Here is a 23275-nt window from a genome sequence, read left to right on the forward strand (position 1 = left end):
AAAAATGAAAACCAGTTTTTTGAAAACAGCCTTTTACAGTTTATCACTTCTGGCAATTGTAAGCTGTTCTTCTGATAAAGAATCAGATGATGGAGAAGTTGTCATAAACCCGCCTGTACAAAGTGATCCGCTTACGACTCAAAATGCGCCATCATATATGGTGGATGCCAACGCCACAAAAGAAACCACAGCTTTATTCTATAATTTAAAAAAACTGGCTCAAACTAAAATTGCTATTGGCCAGCAAGATGCTTTTAACGGTTTTTATCAGGATGCCGGAGGACATGCTGATATTAAAAAAAATACAGGTTTTGATCCTGCGGTTTTAGGCTCCGATTTTATGTTTATAACAGATAAAAACAATAACAATCAGGCTGATAACTGGTTTTACCAGCAAGAACAAAAAATTACAAGCGATGTAAAGGCTGCTTACGCAAAAGGTATAATCAATACTTTCAGCTGGCACATCAGAGAACCTTTTAAAGACGAATCTTTTTACGCTTCAGATATGTCTGCTCAGGAAAAAGCAACGGCTTTTAAAAGCATTCTGCCCGGCGGAACAAATCATGAATGGTACAAGAAAAAACTGGACAAGGTTGCCAGCGTAGTTTTAAACTTAAAAGGCGCAAATAATGAATTAATTCCGATAATTTTCAGGCCTTTTCATGAATTTGACGGCAGCTGGTTCTGGTGGGGAGCAAATTTCTGCACTGCTGATGAATACAAAAAAGCGTATCAGTTTACTGTTGACTATTTAAAAAACACAAAAGGTGTTCACAATATTTTATATGCGTTTTCTCCGGACAACTCTTACACTACAGAAACCAATTATTTAAGCCGGTATCCGGGCGATAAATACGTAGATATTCTCGGAATGGACAATTACGGAGATTTTAATAATCAAGGCACAGCAGGTTCCGGCAAAGCCAATGCTAAATTGAAAATGATATCTGACATTGCTAAAACTAAAGTAAAAATTGCAGCCTTAACAGAAACAGGCTATCGGGTTACAAGTTCAACGCCGCCAGTTGCAAATTGGTTTTCAACCTATTTATATGATGCATTAACAGTAAATCAAATTGAAGTGAGTTATGTAATGTTTTGGAATAATAACAGCGATGGCTATTATGTCCCGAATGGTTCCGTTTCGAATGCTTTAGATTTTAAAACTTTCAGTACAAAAACAAAATCAGCTTTAGCAAACGGATTACCAAAAATGTATGAAATGCCGAAATAAAAAAAAGCCAAAGGCTCTGCCAAACATTGTAGGGCTGGACTTCAGTCCAGCTCTACCTTAAGTTCTAACAAAATATCATATGAAAAACATATTTCTAAAAACCTTCAGCTTTGCTTTAATTTTCTCTTTAATCGCTTGTCAGGCGCAGGAAAGAATTACTGTAAAAGGGAATCAATTTTATAAAGGCAGCATACCGTACGCTTATATTGGAACTAATTATTGGTACGGAAGTTTACTGGCTTCGAAAAAAGCAGGCGATCGAAAAAGATTGATTCGTGAACTGGATTTAATGCAGAAAAACGGAATCGATAATTTGCGGATTTTAGTTGGCGGCGATGGCGGAAAATACGATTTTACAGTTCGTCCGGCATTACAATACGAACAGGGAAAATACGATGAAGATTTGCTGGACGGATTGGATTTTTTGATCAGCGAAATGAGTAAACGCAAAATGTATGCAGTTTTATATCTGACCAATAACTGGGAATGGTCCGGCGGAATGTCACAATATTTAGAATGGAATGGAAAAGGACCAATTCCGGTTCCGGCAATTCCACCAAATACATGGCCTCAGTTTATGTCGTATACCGCCCAGTTTCACAGCTGTGAACCTTGTATGAAAGCTTTAGAAAATCATGTAAAATTTATTATTGGAAGAACAAATTCATATTCTAAAAAGAAATATACTGAAGACAATACCATTATGGCGTGGCAGGTTGGGAACGAGCCCCGAACTTTTACGCCGGAAAACGAGGCAAAATTCACAGTTTGGCTAAATAACATTGTCGATTTGATCGATAGTCTTGACAAAAACCACTTAATCTCCACAGGTTCTGAAGGTAAAAACAGTTCAAATGACAGCATGGAAATTTTTGAACGTACACACCAGAATCCCAATATTGATTATCTCACAATGCATATTTGGCCAAAAAACTGGAATTGGTTTAAAGCAGAAAATGCCGAAAAAACACTGACTTCAACTTTAGAAAATGCAGGAAAATATATTGACGACCATATTAAAGTGGCCAACAATTTAAAACGCCCAATTATTATTGAAGAATTTGGTCTGCCAAGAGAAAACGAAAATTTAACTGCCGGATCTTCTGTTGTTAACCGTGATATTTTTTATAATTATATTTTTAAAAGAGTTGCCGAAAGTGTCAAAAATAAAGGCCCTTTGCAGGCGGCAAATTTCTGGGGATTTGGCGGAGAAGGAAAAGCAGTTACTGCTGAAGGAAAATGGAATCCGGGCGATCCATTAACTACAGATCCGCCGCAGGAACCCCAAGGTTTAAATTCTGTTTTTTCCGGAGATAAATCGACTTTGGAAATTGTAAAAAAATACAATTCAGAACTAAAATAATTTTCCTCCAATAAGCAGTTCAATAAATACTCACATGAAAAATATCATTATTCTTTTTTGCCTTATATTCTCTGGTATTATATCTGCACAGAAAAAGCATGATTTTACATTGATTTCTCCGAATGGAAAAATTAAAGTCTCAATTATTATAAATGATAAAATTTCGTGGTCAATTCTGCATGAGAAAGATTTGATTCTTGCGCCGTCTGAAATGTCTTTGACTTTAGACGAAAATATAATTTTAGGAAAAAATCCGGTTGTTTTAAATTCTGCAAAAGAAAGTGTAAATAAAGAATTTGAAGCTGCTTTCTATAAAAAGAAAACGGTTCAGAATAAGTATAATAGACTAACTATCAATTTTAAAAATGAATTTAGTCTTGAATTTCGGGTTTTTGATGACGGTGCTGCGTATCGATTTAGCACTAAAAAGAAAAAAGATATTACTGTTAAATCAGAAGAAGTAGTTTTAAACTTCGACAAAGATTACAATACTTTAATACCGTATGTACGAGATTTAAGAAACCCTGAAGATCCTTTTATTTCTTCGTTTGAATCGCATTATGAAAACAAGAAAATAAGTGAATTTGCAAAAGACACTCTTGCTTTTTTACCTTTTTTAATTGACTTTAAAAACCATAAAAAAGCAGTTTTTCTGGAGGCTGACCTGAACGATTATCCCGGATTGTTTGTTACAAATAATGAAAAGAAAACAGGTTTTGAATCTCGTTTTTCTAAATATCCGCTGCAGGAAATAAACGGCGGCTTTAATTACCTCAACAAATTAATTACCGAAAGGGCCGATTATTTGGTTAAAACCAAAGGAAGCCGCACTTTTCCCTGGAGAGCGATCGTGATTTCTGAAAATGATTCGGCTTTAGCCAATAATGATATGGTTCAGAAATTAGCAGAACCTTCAGTAATTAAAGATATTTCATGGATAAAACCCGGAAAAGTTGCCTGGGACTGGTGGAATGACTGGAATATTTACAATATTGATTTCAAAGCCGGAATCAATACACAGACCTATAAATATTACATTGATTTTGCTTCTAAAAACAACGTTGAATATGTGGTTTTGGATGAAGGCTGGAGCGTAGAAACCGACATTATGAAACACAACCCTGATGTTGATTTAGAAGCTTTAATTGCTTACGCAAAAGAACGAAATGTTGGAATTATTTTATGGGCTTCATGGATGGCATTAACCAAAAATACAGAAGGCGTTTTTGAAAATTATGCTAAACTTGGCATAAAAGGTTTTAAAGTTGATTTCTTAGATCGTGACGATGCTAAAATGGTCAATTCGGTTTATGATATTGCCCAAAAAGCTGCTAATCATAAATTGCTTTTGGATTTCCACGGCATGTACAAACCAACCGGAATTCAGCGTACTTTTCCAAATATTTTAAATTTTGAAGGTGTAAAAGGTTTAGAAAATAATAAATGGACACCAAATGATGATGTGCCGCTGTACGATTGTACCATTCCGTTTATCAGAATGATGGCCGGCCCAATGGATTATACGCCCGGCGCAATGCGAAATGCTGCTAAAAGCGAATTCAAACCAAGTCATTCAAATCCAATGAGTCAGGGAACAAGATGTCATCAATTGGCACTTTATACGATTTTTGAAGCGCCTTTGCAAATGATGGCCGACAGCCCAACCTCCTACATGAAAGAACAGGAAAGCACTGATTTTATTGCTAAAGTTCCAACTACTTTTGATGAAAGTATTTCTTTAGATGGTGAAGTTGGAAAGTTTGTTTCGATTGCCCGTAAAAAATCGGATGTTTGGTATTTGGGAGCAATAACAAACTGGGATTCCAGAGATATTATAATTGATTTTTCTTTCCTTGAAAAAGGTAAAAAATTTCAGGCTGAAATTTTCTCAGATGGTCTAAATGCTGATAAAGCGGCGGTTGATTATAAAAGGGAAATTATAACGGTTGATTCAAATTCTAAATTAAAATACAGATTAGCAAACGGCGGAGGTTTAGCGATGATAATCAAATAAAAAAGGAGAACAAAATGTTCTCCTTTTTTTATTGTTTTGTATTTCTGTAATATTATTTTAAAATTTTTTCAATTGTATTCAATTCATCGTGCGTAAAACTCGTATTCTCTAAACAATCAATATTATTACATAATTGTTTTACCGAACTCGCCCCAATTAAAACCGATGTAATTCGTTTGTCTTTCTGCAGCCAGGCCAAAGCCATTTGTGCCAAAGACTGGTTTCTGTTTTGAGCAATTTCATTCAGTTGAATTAATTTCTGAATACGTTCTTCTGTCACCTCATCTTCTTTCAAATGTCCATTCGGATTATGCGCTCTCGAATTCTCCGGTATTCCGTTTAAATATTTATCCGTTAAAAGTCCTTGTGCCAAAGGCGAAAAGGCAATACACCCTACACCTTTTTCTTCTAAAACATCCAATAAACCATTTTCTACCCAGCGCTCCAGCATCGAATATTTTGCCTGATGAATCAAACATGGCGTTCCCAATTGTTTTAAAACGTCGACAGCAACTCTGGTCTGTTCTGCAGAATAATTACTGATTCCAACATACAACGCTTTTCCGCTTCTTACAGCGTGGTCCAAAGCCATCATAGTTTCTTCAATAGGAGTTTCCGGATCCGGGCGGTGTGAATAAAAAATATCTACATAATCAATATTCATTCTCTTTAAACTCTGGTCCAGACTTGATAATAAATATTTTCTTGAGCCCCAGTCTCCGTATGGACCTTTCCACATGGTGTAACCTGCTTTAGTAGAAATCACGATTTCATCACGCAGATTTCCCTGAAAATTATGCCATAGTATTTTCCCGAAATTCTCTTCTGCAGAACCCGGAACAGGACCATAATTATTGGCTAAATCAAAATGTGTAATACCTTTATCAAAAGCTTCAATGGCGATACTTTCTGCATTTTCAAAATTATCTACTGAACCGAAATTATGCCATAATCCCAAGGAAATTTCAGGCAGTAATAAACCGCTTCGTCCGCATCTGTTATATTTCATTATTTTAGTTTAATGGTTGGAGTTTTAATAGAATTTAAAGGTAAAAAAATATCGAAAACTATTAATTTAAAAAGTTGTGTTTTTTAATCTCCCAAAGACGCAAAGTTGCAAAGTTTAATTTTAACATTAAGATTCAATTGCGTCCAGCTTAGCTGGATGTAAAAATAACAAACATAAAAAAAGGCTTTAGCCAAACTAAAAACAGTTTGGCTAAAGCCTTTAAAACTTAAATTTTTCCCCTAGCTAAAGCTAGGGGCTATTTAAAAAGACTTCGCGAGATCAAAAAAACTTTAAAACTTTATCACTTTGAAACTTAAAGAATCTCAAAACCACTTTGCAAACCTTTATCAGAACTTCCGCCAACCATAATTTTAAAAGTCCCCGGTTCTACTAAATAAGTTCCTTCATTATTGTAAAACCCAAGTTCTTTATCTGTCAAAGTAAAAGTTACGGTTTTGGTTTCTCCTTTTTTCAGGTTTACTAATTCAAAACCTTTCAGTTCTTTTATTGGGCGAATGATACTCGCAAATTCATCGTGAATATACAATTGCACGACTTCCTTTCCATCATAATTTCCTGAATTGCTCACTTCAACAGAAACAGTAACTTTTTCACCTTTTGCAAAAGAAGTTTTATTCAGTTTCAAATTTTTATAATCAAAAGTTGTATAACTCAATCCAAAACCAAATGGGAATTGAGGCGTTTTTTCCACATCCATATAATGCGACCAGAAAACATTTTTATCGCTGTCAGTTGGTCTTCCTGTGCTGTATTTGTTGTAATAAATTGGAACCTGGCCCACATTTCTCGGAAACGACATTGGCAGTTTACCACTCGGATTATAATCTCCGTATAAAACCTGTGCAACGGCATTTCCGGTCTGTGTTCCTAAATGCCAGGCTTCTACAATTGCCGGAACATGTTCTGCTGCCCAAGGAATACTCAACGGACGGCCATTATTTAAAACCAAAACAATATTTGGATTTACTTTGTAAATTTCTTCTAATAATTCCTGCTGTAATCCAGGTAAATTTAAATCGGTTCTGCTTCTTCCCTCACCACTTTGAAAACCGTATTCTCCTAAAACCATTACCACAACATCGGCATTTTTCGCTGCTGTTTTTGCGGCTTCAAATCCGCTTTTATCAGTTGTATTGAAAACAGTTTCTGTTAAAAATGTGGCTTTTTGTTTTAATAAATCAGCACCTTTTTCAAAAACCAATTGATTGTCTTTGTATTGCTGCATTCCTTCCAAAACCGAAACGGCTGTATTATCATCTGCGGCAATTCTCCAGCTTCCCAGCGGACTATTTTTATCATTTGCCAAAGCGCCTATCAAAGCAATTTTCTGTCCGGATTTTTTTAACGGCAATAAATTCTTTTCATTTTTCAAAAGGACGATTGATTTTTTAGCCATATTCAAAACGCCATCGTTATTGGCTTTGCTCCCAACGACTTCTTTCTCGCGTTTTTCATCACAATATCGGTACGGATCATCAAATAATCCTAATTCAAATTTCACGCGAAGAATTCTGCGTACGGCATCATCAACCAATGTTTCTTTTACTTTTCCTGATTTTACCAGATCAACCAATTTTGCAACGTATAAATACGATTCCATATCCATATCAGAACCTGCGATTACAGCTTTTGCTGTTGCATCAGCTTCATCTTTGGCATAACCGTGCGCAATCATTTCACGAATTGAAGCATAATCCGAAATTACAAATCCGTCAAACTTCCATTTTCCTTTCAAAATATCTCTTTGCAAAAAAGCATTTCCCGTTGCCGGAACGCCATTTAAGGTATTAAACGAATTCATAAACGTACGAACTCCCGCCTGAACTGTCGCTTCAAACGGAGGCAAAACCGAATTGTACAATTTAGAATTACTGATATCTACGATATTATATTCCAATCCAGCTTCGACATAACCGTAAGCCGCAAAGTGTTTCGCACAAGCTGCAATCGTATTTACTTTTGCTAAATCGGCAGTTGTTTCTCCCTGAAAACCTTTTACTCTGGCATATCCCACTTTACTTCCCAAATACGGATCTTCTCCCGCACCTTCCATAACACGTCCCCAGCGCGCGTCGTTTGCCACGTCTACGTTTGGTCCGAAAGTCCAGTTAATTCCGGATGCCGAAGCTTCATCTGCTGCAATCGCTGCCGATTTTCTAATCGCTTCCAAATCCCAGCTTGCCGCTTCTGCCAGCGGAATCGGGCTTAACGTTTTATAACCGTGTATTACATCAAAACCAATAATTAAGGGAATTCCCAAACGGGTTTCTTCAACGGCAATTTTCTGCACGGCCCTTACTTCTTTTACACCGCGAACTGTAAGCATCGAGCCAACTAATCCTTTTCGCAAATGTTCGTATTTCAATTCGGCTGTACCGCCTTTTGGCGCTGGTCCCGTAACATCCCAAAAACCATTATATTGATTCATCTGCCCTACTTTTTCCTCCAAAGTCATCAAGGGTAAAAGCAAATCGATACGCTGTTCAATAGTTTTATTTTTATCCAGATATGGCTTTTTTTGTGCATTCATATTTCCAACGGTAAACAAGGACAAAGCCCCGATAATTATTATTTTTTTATTTTTCATGATTAGTTTTTTTTAAAGGTGCTGAGATGCTAAGATTCTGAGGTACTAAGATTTTTTCCAATACTTTACGATTTAGCGTCTTTGCGAGATTAAAATTATGCATTGCGGGGCTTCGACTTCGCTCAGCCTGACAAGAGTGAACAAAAAAAATCAGTTTTAATCCGTTCAATTAGTAAAATCAGCGGGAAAAAAATCCACAATCTAAACTCTAAAGCTCTGTCGCAAAACACGAAGCCGGCAAATTTACTTTATTGAATAAATCAGACTGCGTTGTATTTCCCCAGGCAAATCTCACTTTTACCGGTTTCATTACTTTTTTACTTGTCAAAATCACCTGATTGTTTTTTATTGAAGCATCAGCAGGAAAGAAAATGCCATCTTCTCCGGAGACCTCAAACTGATTGGATGTTTTATTTTTAAAATACAATCCGTCAGCATAATCAAAAGAGACCATAACTTTGTTTTTCTCTATTTTAATTTCTTTAAAAAGCGGACCATTTACCAAATTAGAATTTGTTTTATAAACTTCTGCTAAAGCCAGATTTGCTAAACGAATTCCGACTGATTTTTTATTCTTAGGATGAATATCAATCGTGTCTGAAATATCAGAAGTTAAAACCATGCCTGTTTTTGGGACTTCTTTTAAAATCTTTCGTTGAGAATTTCTCACCGTTACGTTCGAGAAATTATTGGTTCCTGTTTTATAGGGTGCAATCTGAACGAAATAAAAAGGAAATTCATCGTTCCAGCTTTTTCTCCACGAAGTAATTAAAGCCGAAAGCGTTTTATCATAAACCAAAGATCCAACATTAGATTCGCCCTGATACCAGATTGTTCCGGCAATTTTAAATCCTGCAATTGGGGCAATCATAGCATTATAAGCGCGGCCGGGTTGGTGTGGTCCATATTCCTGTTCATTTAGCTTTTTGGCGTTTTCTAATACAACCGGATCATTTTGAACTACTTCTTCCGGCATCCAGATTTCGGCTGGAGTTCCGCCCCAGTTTGAAGATATTAATCCTATTGGGACATTTTTTAAATCTTCACGAAGACGTTTGGCAAAAAAATAGCCGACAGCACTAAAATATTTCATGGTTTCCGGAGTCGATTCAGTCCAGTTTCCCAATACATTATTCTGCGGATTTGACGCTGTTGATTTTAAAACCGTAAAAAATCGAATGTTCGGGTTTGCTGCATTTTTTACTTCTTCCCCGCCGTTGTCAATTCCCCAGCTTGCCGACATTTCCATATTAGATTGTCCGGAACAAATCCAGACTTCGCCAATCAAAATATTCTTTAGCAAAACTTCGTTATAGCCTTTTATGGAAATCGAGTACGGTCCGCCCGCTTCAGGAGTTTTGATGGTAAGTTCCCATTTTGCCTGATTATTGGTAACGGCTTTATACTCCTGATTGTTCCATCCAGAAACTAATTTGATTTCCTCTTTTGGATTTGCCCAGCCCCAGATTTTGACTTCAGAATTACGCTGTAAAACCATATTATCCCCAAAAATATTTGGAAGCGTAACATTCGCTAAAGCTGAACTGCAAATCATCAAAAATAAAACGAATAGTAAATTATTTTTCATTTAACAGCTTTTTTAAAAATGGAGCATATTCGTATGCCAAAACTTTATGATCTGCCACATCAGGATGTCCGCTGCAGCCTTTTGGAGTCATCGGTTTAAATTTGAAAATCAGAATTGCTTTATGTTGCTTATCTTCTGCGAAAGCATTTTTTATTTTATTGAGACAATCTTCAAAAACAACTGCTCTTTCTCCATTTACCATCGGGCTGTTAGTAATTACAATCTGCGCATCAGGATTATGTTCGTAAAGCATTTTTATAAAACTGATGTAATTCGAAATATATTTTTCCGGATTAAAAGGCAGACGTTCTTTTTTTCCGTCGCCGCCTGAAAAATCATTTGTTCCTAAAGCTATACTTATAATATCTGGCTGAAAAGCGAAATTATATTTAGGTTTGGAAGCATCTTTGGTCAGATACAGATTTGGATAAACATCCGGCATTATGGCTTCGTCTTTGTTCTCGTCATTCCAGTTTCTGTAAATTCCAATTCCGGAAACACAGCTCATTAAATAATCAGTTCCAATTTGTCTTGCAATTCTTGGACCGTAAGCGTAATAACTATTATGGTGATCCATATATTCTCCTTTGTTGCAGGGAATATCGGAAGGATCACTCGCAGCCCCGCAGGTTATGGAATCGCCTATAAATTCAATTTTCTTTTTCTTTTTAGAAGAAATTGAAGTCAGTTTTGCTGTTGTTCCTGCAAACAAAATATTGCCACTTTGTGCTTCGGTATTTTTATAAACTTCAATACGATGTTCTTTTTTACCGGAAGTGATTTTTATTGGAAAAGACTGAACCGGACCTTTTTCTACTCGTATTTTTCCAATATATTTTCCATCTAAAACTATAGAAACATAATTGTGATGCTCATAAGAATCGACACTCTGAAGCGAAATGGAACATTCATTTCCTTTAAAATTAAATGAAACCGAAGAAGCTGACCCAATCAAAATAACCTGATTGTTTTGTAGTTTATCAACTCTTCCGGCGTAAAGAAATTTATTTTGGTTTTGCGACTTCGAAATAACTGAAATCAGCAAAAACAGAATTAAAAGTGCGTTTTTTTTGAGAAACATAATTTATTTGTTAAAATATAAATAAGATTCACAAATATATTTGAAATGTATTAGACAAAAAGATACTAAAACATCAAAAAGTAATAAAAAAACACCACACAAACACATCAATTAAGGAGTAATTCTTACAAACTATAACATCACATTCTTTTGATTCTCGAAATTACAGCCTATCTTTAGCCAATAAACATTTTCTTACAGATTAAAAATGAAATCATATCTATATATTTTCACCGCTTGTATAATTTTATTTTCATCTTTTACGGTAAAAGAGAAAAATGAAATTATAATTCGAAAAGAAGAAGCTGCAATTAATCGTGATTCTCTGGTTGTTTTTGCTAAAAAATATTTGGGAACCCCTTATTTATATGCAAGTAATAATCCTAAAAAAGGATTTGATTGTTCCGGTTTTGTGAGTTATGTTTTTAGCAATTTCGGAATGACGCTGCCAAGAAGTTCCGGCGAGTATAAAAATTTGGGGAAACCGCTAAAACCAGAGGATTTTAAAGTTGGAGATATTTTGGTTTTTTATGGATATAAAGACAAAACAATTATTGGGCATCTGGGTATCATTTGCGAAGCCAACGGAATGCGGTCTAAATTCATTCACGCTTCATCCGGAAAAGCGCAGCAGGTTACGATAACTTCTCTTGATACAGAACATTATACAAATCGTTTTTATAAATGTATTGATGTAATTTCTAAATAAAAAAAAGCTCCGAATACATTACATATCCGAAGCCGCCACTTTATAACTAACCTTTTTTTTTTAAATAACTGTTCCTTTTAAAGTAAGTATTTTTGGAGCAGTTTCAGCACTTGTAGTTACCGTAACTGTTTTGGTAAAAGCACCTTTATTTGCGGCATTGTAAGTTGCAGTAACTTTTGCAGATTTACCCGGAGCAATTGGTTCTTTAGTATAATCTGTTGCTGTACACCCGCATGAACCCTGAACCTGAGTAATAACTACTGCCGTTTTTCCTGTATTTTTAAATTCGTAAACAATAGCTTTTGGAGTTCCCTGAGGAATTTGTCCAACATCAATAGTTTCAGCTTTCCAAACAATTGTTGAAGCTGTTTCGGTAATTTTTGTTTCAGAAACCAACGATTTTACCGGAGCGATTGCTGAAAATGACATTAGCCCTAAAGCTAAAACCAACAAAGAAATTTTAATGATTTTCATAGTTAAATATATTAAATGGTTATAGTTCGAATTTCATATTTCAAAAGTAATCCAGACTAAAACAAATCGCTGTTAACCGCTTTCAAATGTTTGTTAATGACTTGTTAATCGCTCTTTTTAACTATATTTTTGATTAATATTACACTCTCAAAAGTCTGTTTTCTTGAAAATAAATAAACTCAATAGTATCATTGTTTTAGGTTTGGTTGCCATAATTAGTATTTTGGTGGCACAACTGCTTTGGACAAAAGAAGCTTTTACAATTGAACAAAAAAAGCTCAGCCAAAAAGCTCATATTGCGCTTCTTGAAGTGGCTAAAAAACTCTATGAAGGAACCAGTCATGAGCTTCCTGCGCAAAATCCTGTGCAGAAAATTTCAAATGATTATTATATAGTAAATGTTGACAATGATTTTGAACCTGATATTTTAGAATTTTATCTGAAAACAGAATTCAAAAAAATGAACATTACAACAGATTTTGAATATGCGATGTACAATTGCCAGAGTGATGAAATGATTTACGGCGATTATATTTCTTTGTCGAAAAAAAAATCTGAATGCAAAAAAACAGTTTACTTTCCAAAACATAAAAATTTAGTTTATTATTTTGCGGTTCGTTTTCCTAATGAAACGACTTATTTATTCAGCTCGATGCGTTTTTGGTTTGTACTCTCCATTATGCTGATTTTGATTCTGCTGATTTATGTGTATTCAATTTTTACGCTTTTGCAGCAAAAAAAATACTCTGAATTACAGCGTGATTTTATTAATAATATGACTCATGAATTTAAAACCCCTTTATCTTCAATTTTAATTGCGTCGAAATATTTAAGCGAACAAAATCCTATAAAAAACGATAAAAAACTGCATACATATACCGAGATTATTATCAATCAAAGCAATAAACTGAATCATCACATCGAAAAGATTTTAAATATCGCAAAATCTGATTATGCTCCTTTAGAACTAAAAAAAGAAACGGTTTTGATTTTTCCGGTTATTGAAGAAGCGATTGAAAATATTCAGTTAAAATATCCCGAAGCGGTTATTAAAATTGAAAGTTCTTCTAAGGAATATTTATTAGAAACTGATGTTTTTCATTTTGGTAATCTGGTTTATAATCTTTTGGACAATGCAGTAAAATATTGCAATAAAAAACCGGAAATTACGATTAGGATTATAGAAGAGAATTCGATTTTGAAATTAGAATTTATTGATAACGGAATTGGAATTTCTACTAAAAAATTATCTTTTATATTTGATAAGTTTTACCGCATTCAAAACGAAAAAAGCAATGAAGTAAATGGTTTTGGACTTGGTTTATATTACGTTAAAGAAATCTGCAGTTTGCAAAACTGGAAAATAAAAGCCGAAAATAATATTGAAAACGGAGTTACGATAACTTTATCTATTCCTTATAAAAAATGAAAAATTTCAAGATACTTTACACAGAAGATGATGAAACGCTCGCATTTTTGACCAAAGATAATTTGGAACAGAATAATTATGAAGTGATTCATTGCAAGGATGGAAAATCTGGTTTGGAAACTTTTAAAAATGAAGATTTTGACATTTGTATTTTTGATATTATGATGCCCAAAATGGATGGTTTTGAACTTGCAGAAGAAGTACGAAAAATTGATGTTGATGTACCTATTATTTTTCTTTCGGCCAAAACTTTAAAAGAAGACCGAATAAAAGGGCTTCGCCTTGGGGCCGATGATTATTTGGTAAAACCTTTCAGTATTGAAGAATTGATTCTAAAAATTGAAGTTTTCCTGAAACGTTCTCAGAAAAACAATAAAATTGAAAAATCGGTTTATGAAATTGGTAAATATCAATTTGATACTAAAAATTTTATTCTTTTTAATGAAGATGAAAAAGTTGGTCTCACACAGCGCGAAGCCGAACTTTTGAAACTTTTTCTTGACAATAAAAATTTAGTTTTAAAAAGAGAACAAATTTTAACTGCACTCTGGGGAACAGATGATTATTTTATGGGAAGAAGTCTTGATGTTTTTATATCCAGGCTTCGTAAAATTTTGTCTAATGAAAAAGGCATTTCAATTGAAAATCTCCACGGAATTGGATTTAGATTTTCTATAGCGTAATTGTTAGGTGCTTCTTTGAAATAATAACAATTCTGTTAAAAATAAAGAAAAATCTGTAAACGGTTTTTGAAAAATCTTTGTATTTTTAAGTTCTAATTTTCTCAGATATGAAAATACATCATTTGCGAAATGCCACATTGGTAATTGAGACAGAAGAGCATGTTATTCTAGTCGATCCGATGTTAGGAAAAAGAAAAACAATTGCGCCATTTACTATTTTCCGTTATAAGCCAAAACGAAATCCTCTTGTGGCTCTGCCTAAAAACAGCAGAGAAATTCTGAGTAACGTAACGCATTGTTTAATTACGCATTTACACCCAGACCATATCGATAAAGCCGGTGAAGTTTTTTTGAGACGAAAAAGTATTCCTGTTATCTGCAGCACAAAAGACGAGAAAGTTTTACAGCAAAGAGGTCTTAATATTGTACAGACTTTAGACTATTGGGAACCTCAACCATTTTTAGGCGGAAGGATTATTGGAATTCCTGCTCGTCATGGTTACGGATTTATTGCCAAATTGATGGGAAATGTGATGGGTTTTCATATCGAACTTCCTAATCAGAAATCAATTTACATCAGTTCTGATACCATTTTTACAGATGATGTTCAAAAAGCTTTGATTGAACTTAAACCGGATATTGCAACTGTTGCCTGCGGAACTGCCAGATTAGATATTGGCCAGCCTTTGCTCATGCGAATGAATGATATTTTGAAATTTACTGCCCTTGCTCCCGGAAAAGTTTTTGCGAATCATCTGGAAGCTTTAAATCACTGCCCTACAACTCGCGAAGAATTAAGAAAAGCTTTGACTGAAAATAATCTTTTATCAAAAGTTGCTATTCCTAGTGATGGAACTAGTGTAGATTATTGATTATAAAACCAACAGTCCAAATTCCCGCAGCGTATTAATTGGTTTTGAATACCAAAATAATTCAAAATCTTCTAGTGAAGTTTCAAAATCATTCTTTACTTCCTGAAAAGTATAATTTTTAGGATTTGAAACTGATATTTTGTTTAGAATTTCGATTAACCAATTTCCTTCTTCCTGATTCGTCTGAATAGAAAAACTTTCTTTTTTATCGTGAAAAGTCAGGGACATCATTTCCCAGTTTCTTCCTTTTTTTGATTTTGTAAAGATTTCTGCCGAAGGTTTTCCGCCAATCCAGACTACTTTTGCATTTGGTTTTGTATTGAAATCGTTTTGTTCTTCGAGTGCATTAAAAATAAAATCGGGATGAATTTTTGTTTTCGGAATTTTAAAATCGAACCAATCCTGAAGTTCATAATCAAAACAAATTCCGTGCATAAAATTAAAGAGTGATTTCTTTAATCCGAAACTGAATTTATCGTGATTGATTCCTGTTGAATCTGTGTATTCAATATCGTTATTGGCGAAAGTTCCAATTAATTCTGTTTTCTTAGTCACACCAAATTGCTCCGGATATAATCCAACCGGACTATGAGCCGTTAATGCAAACTGATGCCAAAATCCTGATTGTAAAACTCCTGCTTCAAATAACTGGCGAACCATTTCAAGACTGTCAATCGTTTCCTGAATGGTCTGCGTTGGGTATCCGTACATTAAATACGCATGAACCATAATTCCTGCTTCGGTAAAATTGCGGGTTACTTTTGCAACTTGTTCTACGGTTACACCTTTATCAATTAACTTCAATAATCGGTCTGAAGCAACTTCTAAACCGCCAGAAACGGCAATACATCCTGAGGCTTTTAGTAATAAACATAAATCTTTAGAAAAACTTTTTTCAAAACGAATGTTTGTCCACCAGGTTACGGATAGTTTTCTTTTTAAAATTTCGAGAGCCAATGCACGCATTAAAGCCGGCGGTGCAGCTTCATCTACAAAGTGAAAACCGTTTTGACCTGTCTGCAGCATCAATTCTTCTATTCGGTCGCAAAGCAGGCTGGCCGCAACAGGCTCATAAACTTTAATATAATCGAGCGAAATATCGCAGAAAGTACATTTCCCCCAATAACAGCCATGCGCCATTGTGAGTTTGTTCCATCGTCCGTCACTCCACATTCTGTGCATCGGATTGACGATTTCAATAACCGAAATGTATTTATCCAAAGGCAAATCAGAATAATCCGGCGTTCCTACATAAGCTTGTTTATAATCGTGTTTTAGAGAATTGTTTTTATAGACAACTTCTCCGTTTTCTAATATAAATGTTCTTTTAAAACGCTTCTCGACTTCGCTCGAAGTGACAGAATCTGGATTTTCTAAATTGAAAATTAATTCTTCAATTGGAACTTCTCCATCATCTAATGTTATAAAATCAAAAAACTCAAAAACACGTTTATCAGAAAGAGAACGTAGTTCAGTATTAGGAAAACCACCTCCCATTGAAATTTTAATTTCGGGATGATTTTGTTTTACCCATTGTGCGCATCGAAAAGCGCTGTATAAATTTCCAGGAAACGGAACAGAAATTAAAAATAATGTAGGCTTTACAGTTTCAATTTTAGCTTTTAAAAGTGAAATTAAAATCGAATCAATATAAGTTGGTTCTTGCTGTAAAGCGCTGTATAATTCATCAAAAGAATTGGCGCTTCGGCCTAAACGTTCAGCATATCTGCTAAAGCCAAAATTTTCGTCAACACATTCAACAATAAAATCCGATATGTCTTCTAGATATAAAGTTGCCAAATGTTTTGCTTTGTCCTGGGTTCCCATGGTTCCAAAAGCCCAGTCGAGTTCTTCCAGCTGTGCAAAACGAGAAGCTTCCGGCAGGAAATCTTCCTGACAAATCTGTAAAGCCAATGTTGGATTTTTTCCCTGCAAAAACTGAATTACAGCATCAATCGTTTTGATGTATTCATCCTGCAGAGCAAAAATACGTTTGGAATTATCTGAAATTTCGTTTCCAACATCCTGAAACCTGAAACCTGACCCGAGGCTAGAAGCCGAATTGGCGGAGCAAACCTGAAACAAATCTTGTAATCCTTTCTTTGAAAACAGTTCTAGAATCACATCAATACCCAAATCTGCCTGAACGGATTCTATATTTTTCGTATTCAGAAAACCTTTTATATACGCCGTTGCCGGATACGGTGTATTCAGTTGGGTAAATGGCGGTGTTATGATAAAAAGTTTTGTTTTCAAAAGAAATATTTTTTGCAAAAATACGGGATATTTTAAGACTTTTCAGTAAAAGATTTTCTTGATTATCGCTTTGAGTTTTTAATTTTATTTAGTAGATATTTAACTACATTTGTTTACTCTTAAATCAATCGCATGAAGAAAACTTTACTTTTTTTATTTTTATTTATTTCAATATTTAGTTACTCTCAGGAAAAATGTAATAACGGTATCGACGATGATGGTGATGGAAAAATAGATTTAAACGACAGTGATTGTATCTGCAATAAAACAGCTTCGATTTTAGCTAATCCTTCTTTTGAAGAAAAAATAAACTGTCCATATTATAGAAACGACTTAAGTGCAGTAAATTCATGGGTAAAGGGAACCCAGCCTTCACCTGATTATATGAATTGTGAAAAGTTAAATGCTATTTACAACAAACAGCTTCAAAATTTTCCTGATGGTGATGGAATAATCAGGGCTTCATATAAAAACGGAAGAAAAGAATATCTCGCTGCTAAATTGCAAACGCCTTTAATTGCCGGAACAAAATATCAGTTAAAATTAAACATTGCCACATTAACCAGTATTTACATCGATGAAAGTACTATTAAAGAATTTGATTTTGATTACCTTGAACCGGTTAATGTTACTCTTTTTGGATGCAGTAACAAAGATAATCTGCCATTGTATACGAATTCAAGCCCAGATAGTTTTGATCCCAGCTGGATTGAAATTGGGCATGTAACATATCAGCCGCAATCTGTATGGGGAGAAATCACAATGACTTTTACCCCAAGTGTGAATATAAATGCAATAATGCTTGGGCCGCCTTCAGGAAAACTGCCTCCATTATTTGATACGTTAGAAACCTTGTCTTTTCTTTATGACAATTTAATTTTGAATACTCCGGAAAATTTTGGCGTAACTATTTCTCAAACAGGAAGTTTTTGCGGAGGAAATTTAGTATTAACTGCTAACATTACCAATAACTTAAACTCAAATACTACTTATCAGTGGTATAAAGAGGGTGTTGCAATAGCTGGTGCTGTAAGCAAAACATACCCAATATCATCGATACCATCAAAAGTTGGTACTTATTCCGTTAAAATAACAAATGGAAATGTATGTTATGTAAGTTCAAATATTACTATAAACAATTCCCTTTCAAGTCCTGAAACAATTGTAGTTCAACCTAGCTGTAATGACACGAAAGGAAGCATAACTGTTAAAGAAGCAGGTTTAAATTACAGTTTTGACAATGGTAAATCATGGCAGACCAATCCGGTTTTTCTCCCAACTGGTCCCGGAAAATATTATGTTAAAATTAAATCTGCTTCCGGATGTATTTCATCTCCTTCTATTATAACAATTATTGATCCGATACTGCTGGACAGACCTTCATTTTCAATTGTACAGCCAACATGTAATATTAATGGCAGTATCACAATTACAACTCCCGGGTCACAATATAGTTTTGATAATGGATTAACCTGGAGTACAAATCCTACTAAAGGGAATTTACCTGCAGGAGAGTATAATATTAAAGTTAAAAACAATTCGGGATGTGAATCTTATTCTCAAAATGTATTGCTTTTTATTTCGCATTTAGATTATCCTAAATATACCTTTACAGCTCCGGGCTGCAATTCTGGAGGAAGTATTACTATTACAACGCCAGCCGCTGAATATAGTTTTGACAATGGAGTCACATGGACAACAAATCCAACTGCGGCAAACCTTCCTTCAGGTTATTACTCCATAAAAATCAAGGATCAAAATGGCTGTGAATCCAATACTCCCCATGAATATATTTATCTTAAAAAGTTTTACGCTCCTTTTCCAAAAATAAGATCGGTTTACCCTTCTTGTGCCAACTTAGGCTCTATAACTATTTTAACTTCTGCAGATCAGTATAGCTTTGACAATGGCGTAACATGGACCACAAACCCTAAAGCTGTAAATCTGGAATCCGGAACTTATGCAATAAAAACAAAAAATGAGTTTGGCTGTGAAACTGAGCCGTTATATATTTACCTTAAACCTTACTTTCTTCCTAATCCTACCTACACAACTGTACAATCTACCTGTACTACCAATGGAAGTATTACAATTACAACGCCAGCAGCTGCATATAGTTTTGATCGCGGATTAACCTGGACTACAAACCCAACAGTGACAGTCCCTACTGTTTCTTCACAATATTTTATTTCCATAAAAAATGAATTTGGCTGTACATCAGACCCTCAATATGTATATATGGACCCTGTAACTTATACTGGAGATACTAAATATATAATAAATAAACAAGTAACATGTGACTCGGGCGCCAGTATAACCATCACATCAGCAGGTGAAGAATATAGTTTTGATGATGGTCAGACCTGGTCGACAAACCCAACTGCTGTAAATTTAAAAGCTAATGATTATTATTTAAAAACGAGAAATAGTAACGGATGTGTGACTTATGAGACAAGGGTTTCTATTTATGATAATTATTTAAGTTTCCCAACTTGTTTAGTTATCCAGCCTGAATGTAATACCAAAGGGAGTATTACAATTACTACACCGGCACCATTTTACAGTTTTGATGGTGGAGTAACCTGGGGAACAAACCCAGTTAAATCTAATTTAGAAGAGGGTAATTATTTTATTGTCATAAAAAATGCAGAGGGTTGTACTAGTCTGCCGTTTTATATCCATCTTTTTCCGTTTTATCTTCCAATGCCATTAATCGATTTTACTCAGCCTGCTGTTTGTGGCGAAAATGCTACAGGGAGTATAACTATAAGAACGATAGCTGATTTTTACAGCTTTAATGATGGGGCAACATGGAGCACAAATCCTACGGCTGAAAATCTGCCTGTTGATTCTGAATATCGATTAAAAATCAAAAATAATAATGGTTGTGTATCAGAAACTTTTTATTTTAATTTCAGCCCATTTGTATTAAAAAATGCAGAGTACACTTACACAGATCCAACCTGCAATAAGGGAGGAAGCATTACGATTACTACTCCAGCCCCATTTTACAGCTTTGATGCCGGACAAACCTGGGGAACGAATCCTAACGCTGTAAATTTACCACCGGGTTATTATACCCCAAAAATAAAAAATGAATATGGCTGTACTTCTCCAACCTATTATAGTATCCGTTTTACTGAACCAAAACTAACCTATCCTGATATAAGAGTAACACAGCCTAAATGCGGATCACCGGGAAGTATCATAGTGGATACTCCTGCTGCACAATATAGTTTTGATGGCGGAAGAACATGGGGCAGCTCCAACAAAGTTTTGAATATCCCGGCATCAATTTATGCTGAAAATTACTATATCATGCTAAAAGACGAAACGGGCTGCGAATCTTATCAGGTAGTTATTGGTATTCCCGCTATATTCATAGAAACGCCTGAATATACAACAACAAAACCAACATGCGAAAAAGGCGGAAGTATTTCTATTGATCCGATTGGGGATGAATATAGTTTTGACAATGGAATGACGTGGACTAAAAACCCCGTTTCTACTGATTTAGATGAAGGTACTTATTATATAATATTAAAAAACAAATTCGGATGTCAATCTTATCCGCAGCCTGTCAATATATCCAGATTTTATCTTGATGAACCTTCTATTATATTAACCCAGCCTAATTGCGAATCTTTAGGAAGTATTGAGTTTACTTCACCAGCGGCTGAATACAGTATTGATAATGGTGAAAACTGGAGTTCAAATCCTGTCTTTTCAAATCTAAAAGCCGGTGATTATCATTTAATAATCAAATCAGCATTGGGATGTGAATCGAGCGCTAAATTTCTTGCGCTAAATGACCCAGACCCAGCCGCTGATCCACCCGGCATTTTGATTCAGCAGCCAAGCAGCTGTACTTCTCCAAAAGGGACTATTACATTGGTATCAGCAACTGCTTATCAATACAGTTTTGATAATGGAGCAGCCTGGACAACAAATAATAAAATAACGGGCTTAAATGCTGGGAATTATTTTGTCAGGGTAAGAAATAGTGCTTCAGGATGTCCTTCTGTTGCTATTAAGGTAATTATCAATCCTCTGTTGGACGATATAACAAATCCTGTTTACACCTCTGTTCAGCCTACAAGCTGTACTAATCCCTTTGGAATTATTACAATTACGACCCCTGCTTCAAAATATAGTTTTGATAACGGAATAAGCTGGAAAACAAGTGCAGTTTCAGAAAATTTAGCCATTGGAACCTATAATATTAAAATTCAGAACTCAGCTGGCTGTATATCAGATCCTGTTACTGTTCAGATAAATCCTCCTGCAGATTATCCTTTTCCCCCTTCCTACAACAGCACTCAGCCAGACTGTAAGAATAGTAAAGGAAAAATAAATATTCTTTCGAGTGCAGCAGAATATAGTTTTGATAATGGAATAACGTGGAGTAATAATCCAGTGTCCGGATTTTTAGAACCGGGAGAATATTATATAAAAACCAAAAATTCCAGCGGCTGTATTTCTGAAGCTGTAAAGGTGATCATAATAAAATATGTTAATTTGATTCCGCTTCCTCAAACTTTGAGTTTACAAACCTTCTGCGTTCAGCAAAATGCTACATTAAACGACATTCAAATTACCGGCCAAAACATAAAATGGTACAGTAATTTAACAGGAGGAACACTTGCAACACCAACAACTGTCGCTCAGGATAAAGCAACTTATTACGCTTCACAAACTATAAACGGATGTGAGAGCGAAAGAGTTGCCGTTAAAATCAATATTCAGGTTACATTTCCTCCAACAGGAAATGCAAATCAATCATTCTGCACCGGACAAAATCCAACCATTGCAGATCTTCAAGTGAGCGGAACATCCATAAAATGGTATGATGCAGTAAGTAATGGCTCTTTATTAGCAGAAACTACAAATCTTGTTGACGGAAAAACTTATTATGCTTCGCAGACCGAAAATAATTGTGAAAGCCAAAGGTTAGCCATAACAACTGTGATTGTAAATACACCTTCTGCCCCAACTGGAAATGGAAGTCAATCTTTCTGTAAAAAGGAAAATGCAACTTTAAGCAGCATTCAAATTTCCGGACAAAATATAAAATGGTACGATACTAATTTCTCTGCAGCCAGTTTGCCGAATTCAACTCTATTAGAAGATAATAGAACTTACTATGCTTCGCAGACAATTGGATGTGAAGGTGAAAGAACACCAATTTTAGTCCGAATTTATAATACTCCATTGCCTACTGGAAACAATAACCAGCAATTTTGTATTGATCAAATTGCAATGATTGAAGATCTTTCTATAACCGGAACAAGCATAAAATGGTATGATGAAGCTGTAAACGGAAACATTTTATCTGATACAGATTTATTACAAACTGGAACTTACTATGCTTCGCAGACATTAAATAATTGTGAAAGTGATAGATTGGCTGTTATGGTAAAAGTACAGGATACACAAATTCCAATTGCTGATTCACCACAGGTATTTTGTATTCAAAAAAATGCTGCAATTAAGGATATTAATATTATTGGCCAGAATATAAAATGGTACAAAAGCGTTTCTTTAAATACAACTTTATCAGAAACCGAGAAGCTGGAAAATGGAATTACTTATTATGCCTCTCAAACTATTAACAATTGTGAAAGTGACAGAATTCCAGTTTCGATAAATATTCTTGAAGCCACAATTGGCGATTGTATTAATTTTGTAGATGAATTGCCGTTTCCAAAATTCTTCACTCCAAATAATGACAATTACAACGATTATTGGACAATTGATCCTGCATATTTGGCTCCAAATACAACTATAAGAATATTTGACCGATATGGAAAATTGATAAAAGCTTTATCATTGAATACTTCCTGGGACGGGACGTATCTTGGACATCAGGAACCTGCTTCAGATTATTGGTTTATTGTAACTCGTTTAAACGGAACAGAATTTAGGGGACACTTTAGTCTTAAAAGATAATTT

Annotated in this window: 14 protein-coding genes; 8 read left to right on the plus strand and 6 right to left on the minus strand. The window is 34.9% G+C overall.

All coding sequences use genetic code 11. The features are described 5' to 3' along the window. The first annotated feature begins 4 nt into the window (after positions 1–4). From ASE21_RS02765 to ASE21_RS02775, 3 genes are all read left to right on the plus strand, one after another. A complete protein-coding gene (locus ASE21_RS02765) occupies positions 5–1237 on the plus strand; it encodes a glycoside hydrolase family 26 protein (RefSeq protein WP_057121032.1) in 1233 nt (410 codons plus the stop codon). 79 nt (positions 1238–1316) lie between these two features. Then, positions 1317–2600, plus strand: a complete 1284-nt coding sequence (locus tag ASE21_RS02770) for a glycoside hydrolase 5 family protein (protein ID WP_057121033.1) — start codon at positions 1317–1319, stop codon at positions 2598–2600. A 34-nt stretch (positions 2601–2634) separates the two neighbouring features. Then, positions 2635–4614: a glycoside hydrolase family 97 protein gene (locus ASE21_RS02775; protein ID WP_057121034.1), complete on the plus strand. Its 1980-nt coding sequence runs from the start codon at positions 2635–2637 to the stop codon at positions 4612–4614. A gap of 52 nt (positions 4615–4666) precedes the next feature. Here ASE21_RS02775 and mgrA read toward each other — a convergent pair whose 3' ends face one another. The 4 genes from mgrA to ASE21_RS02795 all read right to left on the minus strand — a co-directional run bounded on the left by mgrA (position 4667) and on the right by ASE21_RS02795 (position 10900). After that, the gene (gene mgrA, locus ASE21_RS02780) at positions 4667–5623 is read right to left on the minus strand and encodes an L-glyceraldehyde 3-phosphate reductase (protein WP_057121035.1); all 957 of its coding nucleotides are present in this window, start codon (positions 5621–5623) and stop codon (positions 4667–4669) included. 313 nt (positions 5624–5936) lie between these two features. Next, complete coding sequence (bglX, locus tag ASE21_RS02785; RefSeq protein WP_057121036.1) at positions 5937–8231, minus strand: beta-glucosidase BglX; 2295 nt, start codon at positions 8229–8231, stop codon at positions 5937–5939. Positions 8232–8439: 208 nt separating this feature from the next. Then, entirely contained in the window at positions 8440–9819 is a 1380-nt protein-coding gene (locus ASE21_RS02790) for a sialate O-acetylesterase (protein WP_057121037.1), read from the minus strand. Next, positions 9809–10900 carry an SGNH/GDSL hydrolase family protein gene (locus ASE21_RS02795; protein WP_057121038.1) on the minus strand — a complete coding sequence of 364 codons (1092 nt, stop codon included), beginning with the start codon at positions 10898–10900 and terminating at the stop codon, positions 9809–9811. Before ASE21_RS02795 ends, ASE21_RS02790 begins: the two co-directional genes overlap by 11 nt. Positions 10901–11108: 208 nt before the next feature. Between ASE21_RS02795 and ASE21_RS02800 the strand changes: the two genes are divergently transcribed. Next, positions 11109–11609 carry a C40 family peptidase gene (locus ASE21_RS02800; RefSeq protein WP_057121039.1) on the plus strand — a complete coding sequence of 167 codons (501 nt, stop codon included), beginning with the start codon at positions 11109–11111 and terminating at the stop codon, positions 11607–11609. 60 nt (positions 11610–11669) lie between these two features. Here the strand turns inward: ASE21_RS02800 and ASE21_RS02805 are convergent, their stop codons facing one another. Beyond that, positions 11670–12083 (minus strand): DUF1573 domain-containing protein, encoded by a 414-nt coding sequence (locus ASE21_RS02805; protein WP_057121040.1) that lies wholly within the window; start codon positions 12081–12083, stop codon positions 11670–11672. A gap of 163 nt (positions 12084–12246) precedes the next feature. Here ASE21_RS02805 and ASE21_RS02810 point away from each other — a divergent pair, with 163 nt between their 5' ends. The 3 genes from ASE21_RS02810 (at position 12247) to ASE21_RS02820 (ending at position 15067) form a co-directional block, all read left to right on the plus strand. Then, positions 12247–13512 carry a sensor histidine kinase gene (locus tag ASE21_RS02810; RefSeq protein WP_057121041.1) on the plus strand — a complete coding sequence of 422 codons (1266 nt, stop codon included), beginning with the start codon at positions 12247–12249 and terminating at the stop codon, positions 13510–13512. Further along, positions 13509–14195, plus strand: coding sequence for a response regulator transcription factor (locus tag ASE21_RS02815; RefSeq protein WP_057121042.1), 687 nt, complete (start codon positions 13509–13511; stop codon positions 14193–14195). The genes ASE21_RS02810 and ASE21_RS02815 overlap by 4 nt, the downstream gene beginning before the upstream one ends. Before the next feature lie 107 nt (positions 14196–14302). Continuing rightward, positions 14303–15067: an MBL fold metallo-hydrolase gene (locus ASE21_RS02820; RefSeq protein ID WP_057121043.1), complete on the plus strand. Its 765-nt coding sequence runs from the start codon at positions 14303–14305 to the stop codon at positions 15065–15067. On the opposite strand, the gene ASE21_RS02825 is transcribed toward ASE21_RS02820, so the two are convergent. Next, positions 15068–17323 (minus strand): B12-binding domain-containing radical SAM protein, encoded by a 2256-nt coding sequence (locus ASE21_RS02825; protein ID WP_057121044.1) that lies wholly within the window; start codon positions 17321–17323, stop codon positions 15068–15070. It lies immediately after the preceding gene. Between the two features lie 132 nt (positions 17324–17455). Here ASE21_RS02825 and ASE21_RS02830 point away from each other — a divergent pair, with 132 nt between their 5' ends. Then, positions 17456–23272: a T9SS type B sorting domain-containing protein gene (locus ASE21_RS02830; RefSeq protein WP_057121045.1), complete on the plus strand. Its 5817-nt coding sequence runs from the start codon at positions 17456–17458 to the stop codon at positions 23270–23272. Positions 23273–23275 lie beyond the last annotated feature (3 nt).

The organism is Flavobacterium sp. Root901 (assembly GCF_001429765.1).
Lineage (GTDB): Bacteria > Bacteroidota > Bacteroidia > Flavobacteriales > Flavobacteriaceae > Flavobacterium.

What these genes read in the sequence shown, in the direction of transcription:
- ASE21_RS02765 (WP_057121032.1), top strand. Translation starts at nt 5, where the DNA reads ATGAAAACCAGTTTTTTGAAAACAGCCTTTTACAGTTTATCACTTCTG.
- ASE21_RS02770 (WP_057121033.1), top strand. Translation starts at nt 1,317, where the DNA reads ATGAAAAACATATTTCTAAAAACCTTCAGCTTTGCTTTAATTTTCTCT.
- ASE21_RS02775 (WP_057121034.1), top strand. Translation starts at nt 2,635, where the DNA reads ATGAAAAATATCATTATTCTTTTTTGCCTTATATTCTCTGGTATTATA.
- mgrA (WP_057121035.1), bottom strand. Translation starts at nt 5,623, where the DNA reads ATGAAATATAACAGATGCGGACGAAGCGGTTTATTACTGCCTGAAATT.
- bglX (WP_057121036.1), bottom strand. Translation starts at nt 8,231, where the DNA reads ATGAAAAATAAAAAAATAATAATTATCGGGGCTTTGTCCTTGTTTACC.
- ASE21_RS02790 (WP_057121037.1), bottom strand. Translation starts at nt 9,819, where the DNA reads ATGAAAAATAATTTACTATTCGTTTTATTTTTGATGATTTGCAGTTCA.
- ASE21_RS02795 (WP_057121038.1), bottom strand. Translation starts at nt 10,900, where the DNA reads ATGTTTCTCAAAAAAAACGCACTTTTAATTCTGTTTTTGCTGATTTCA.
- ASE21_RS02800 (WP_057121039.1), top strand. Translation starts at nt 11,109, where the DNA reads ATGAAATCATATCTATATATTTTCACCGCTTGTATAATTTTATTTTCA.
- ASE21_RS02805 (WP_057121040.1), bottom strand. Translation starts at nt 12,083, where the DNA reads ATGAAAATCATTAAAATTTCTTTGTTGGTTTTAGCTTTAGGGCTAATG.
- ASE21_RS02815 (WP_057121042.1), top strand. Translation starts at nt 13,509, where the DNA reads ATGAAAAATTTCAAGATACTTTACACAGAAGATGATGAAACGCTCGCA.
- ASE21_RS02820 (WP_057121043.1), top strand. Translation starts at nt 14,303, where the DNA reads ATGAAAATACATCATTTGCGAAATGCCACATTGGTAATTGAGACAGAA.
- ASE21_RS02830 (WP_057121045.1), top strand. Translation starts at nt 17,456, where the DNA reads ATGAAGAAAACTTTACTTTTTTTATTTTTATTTATTTCAATATTTAGT.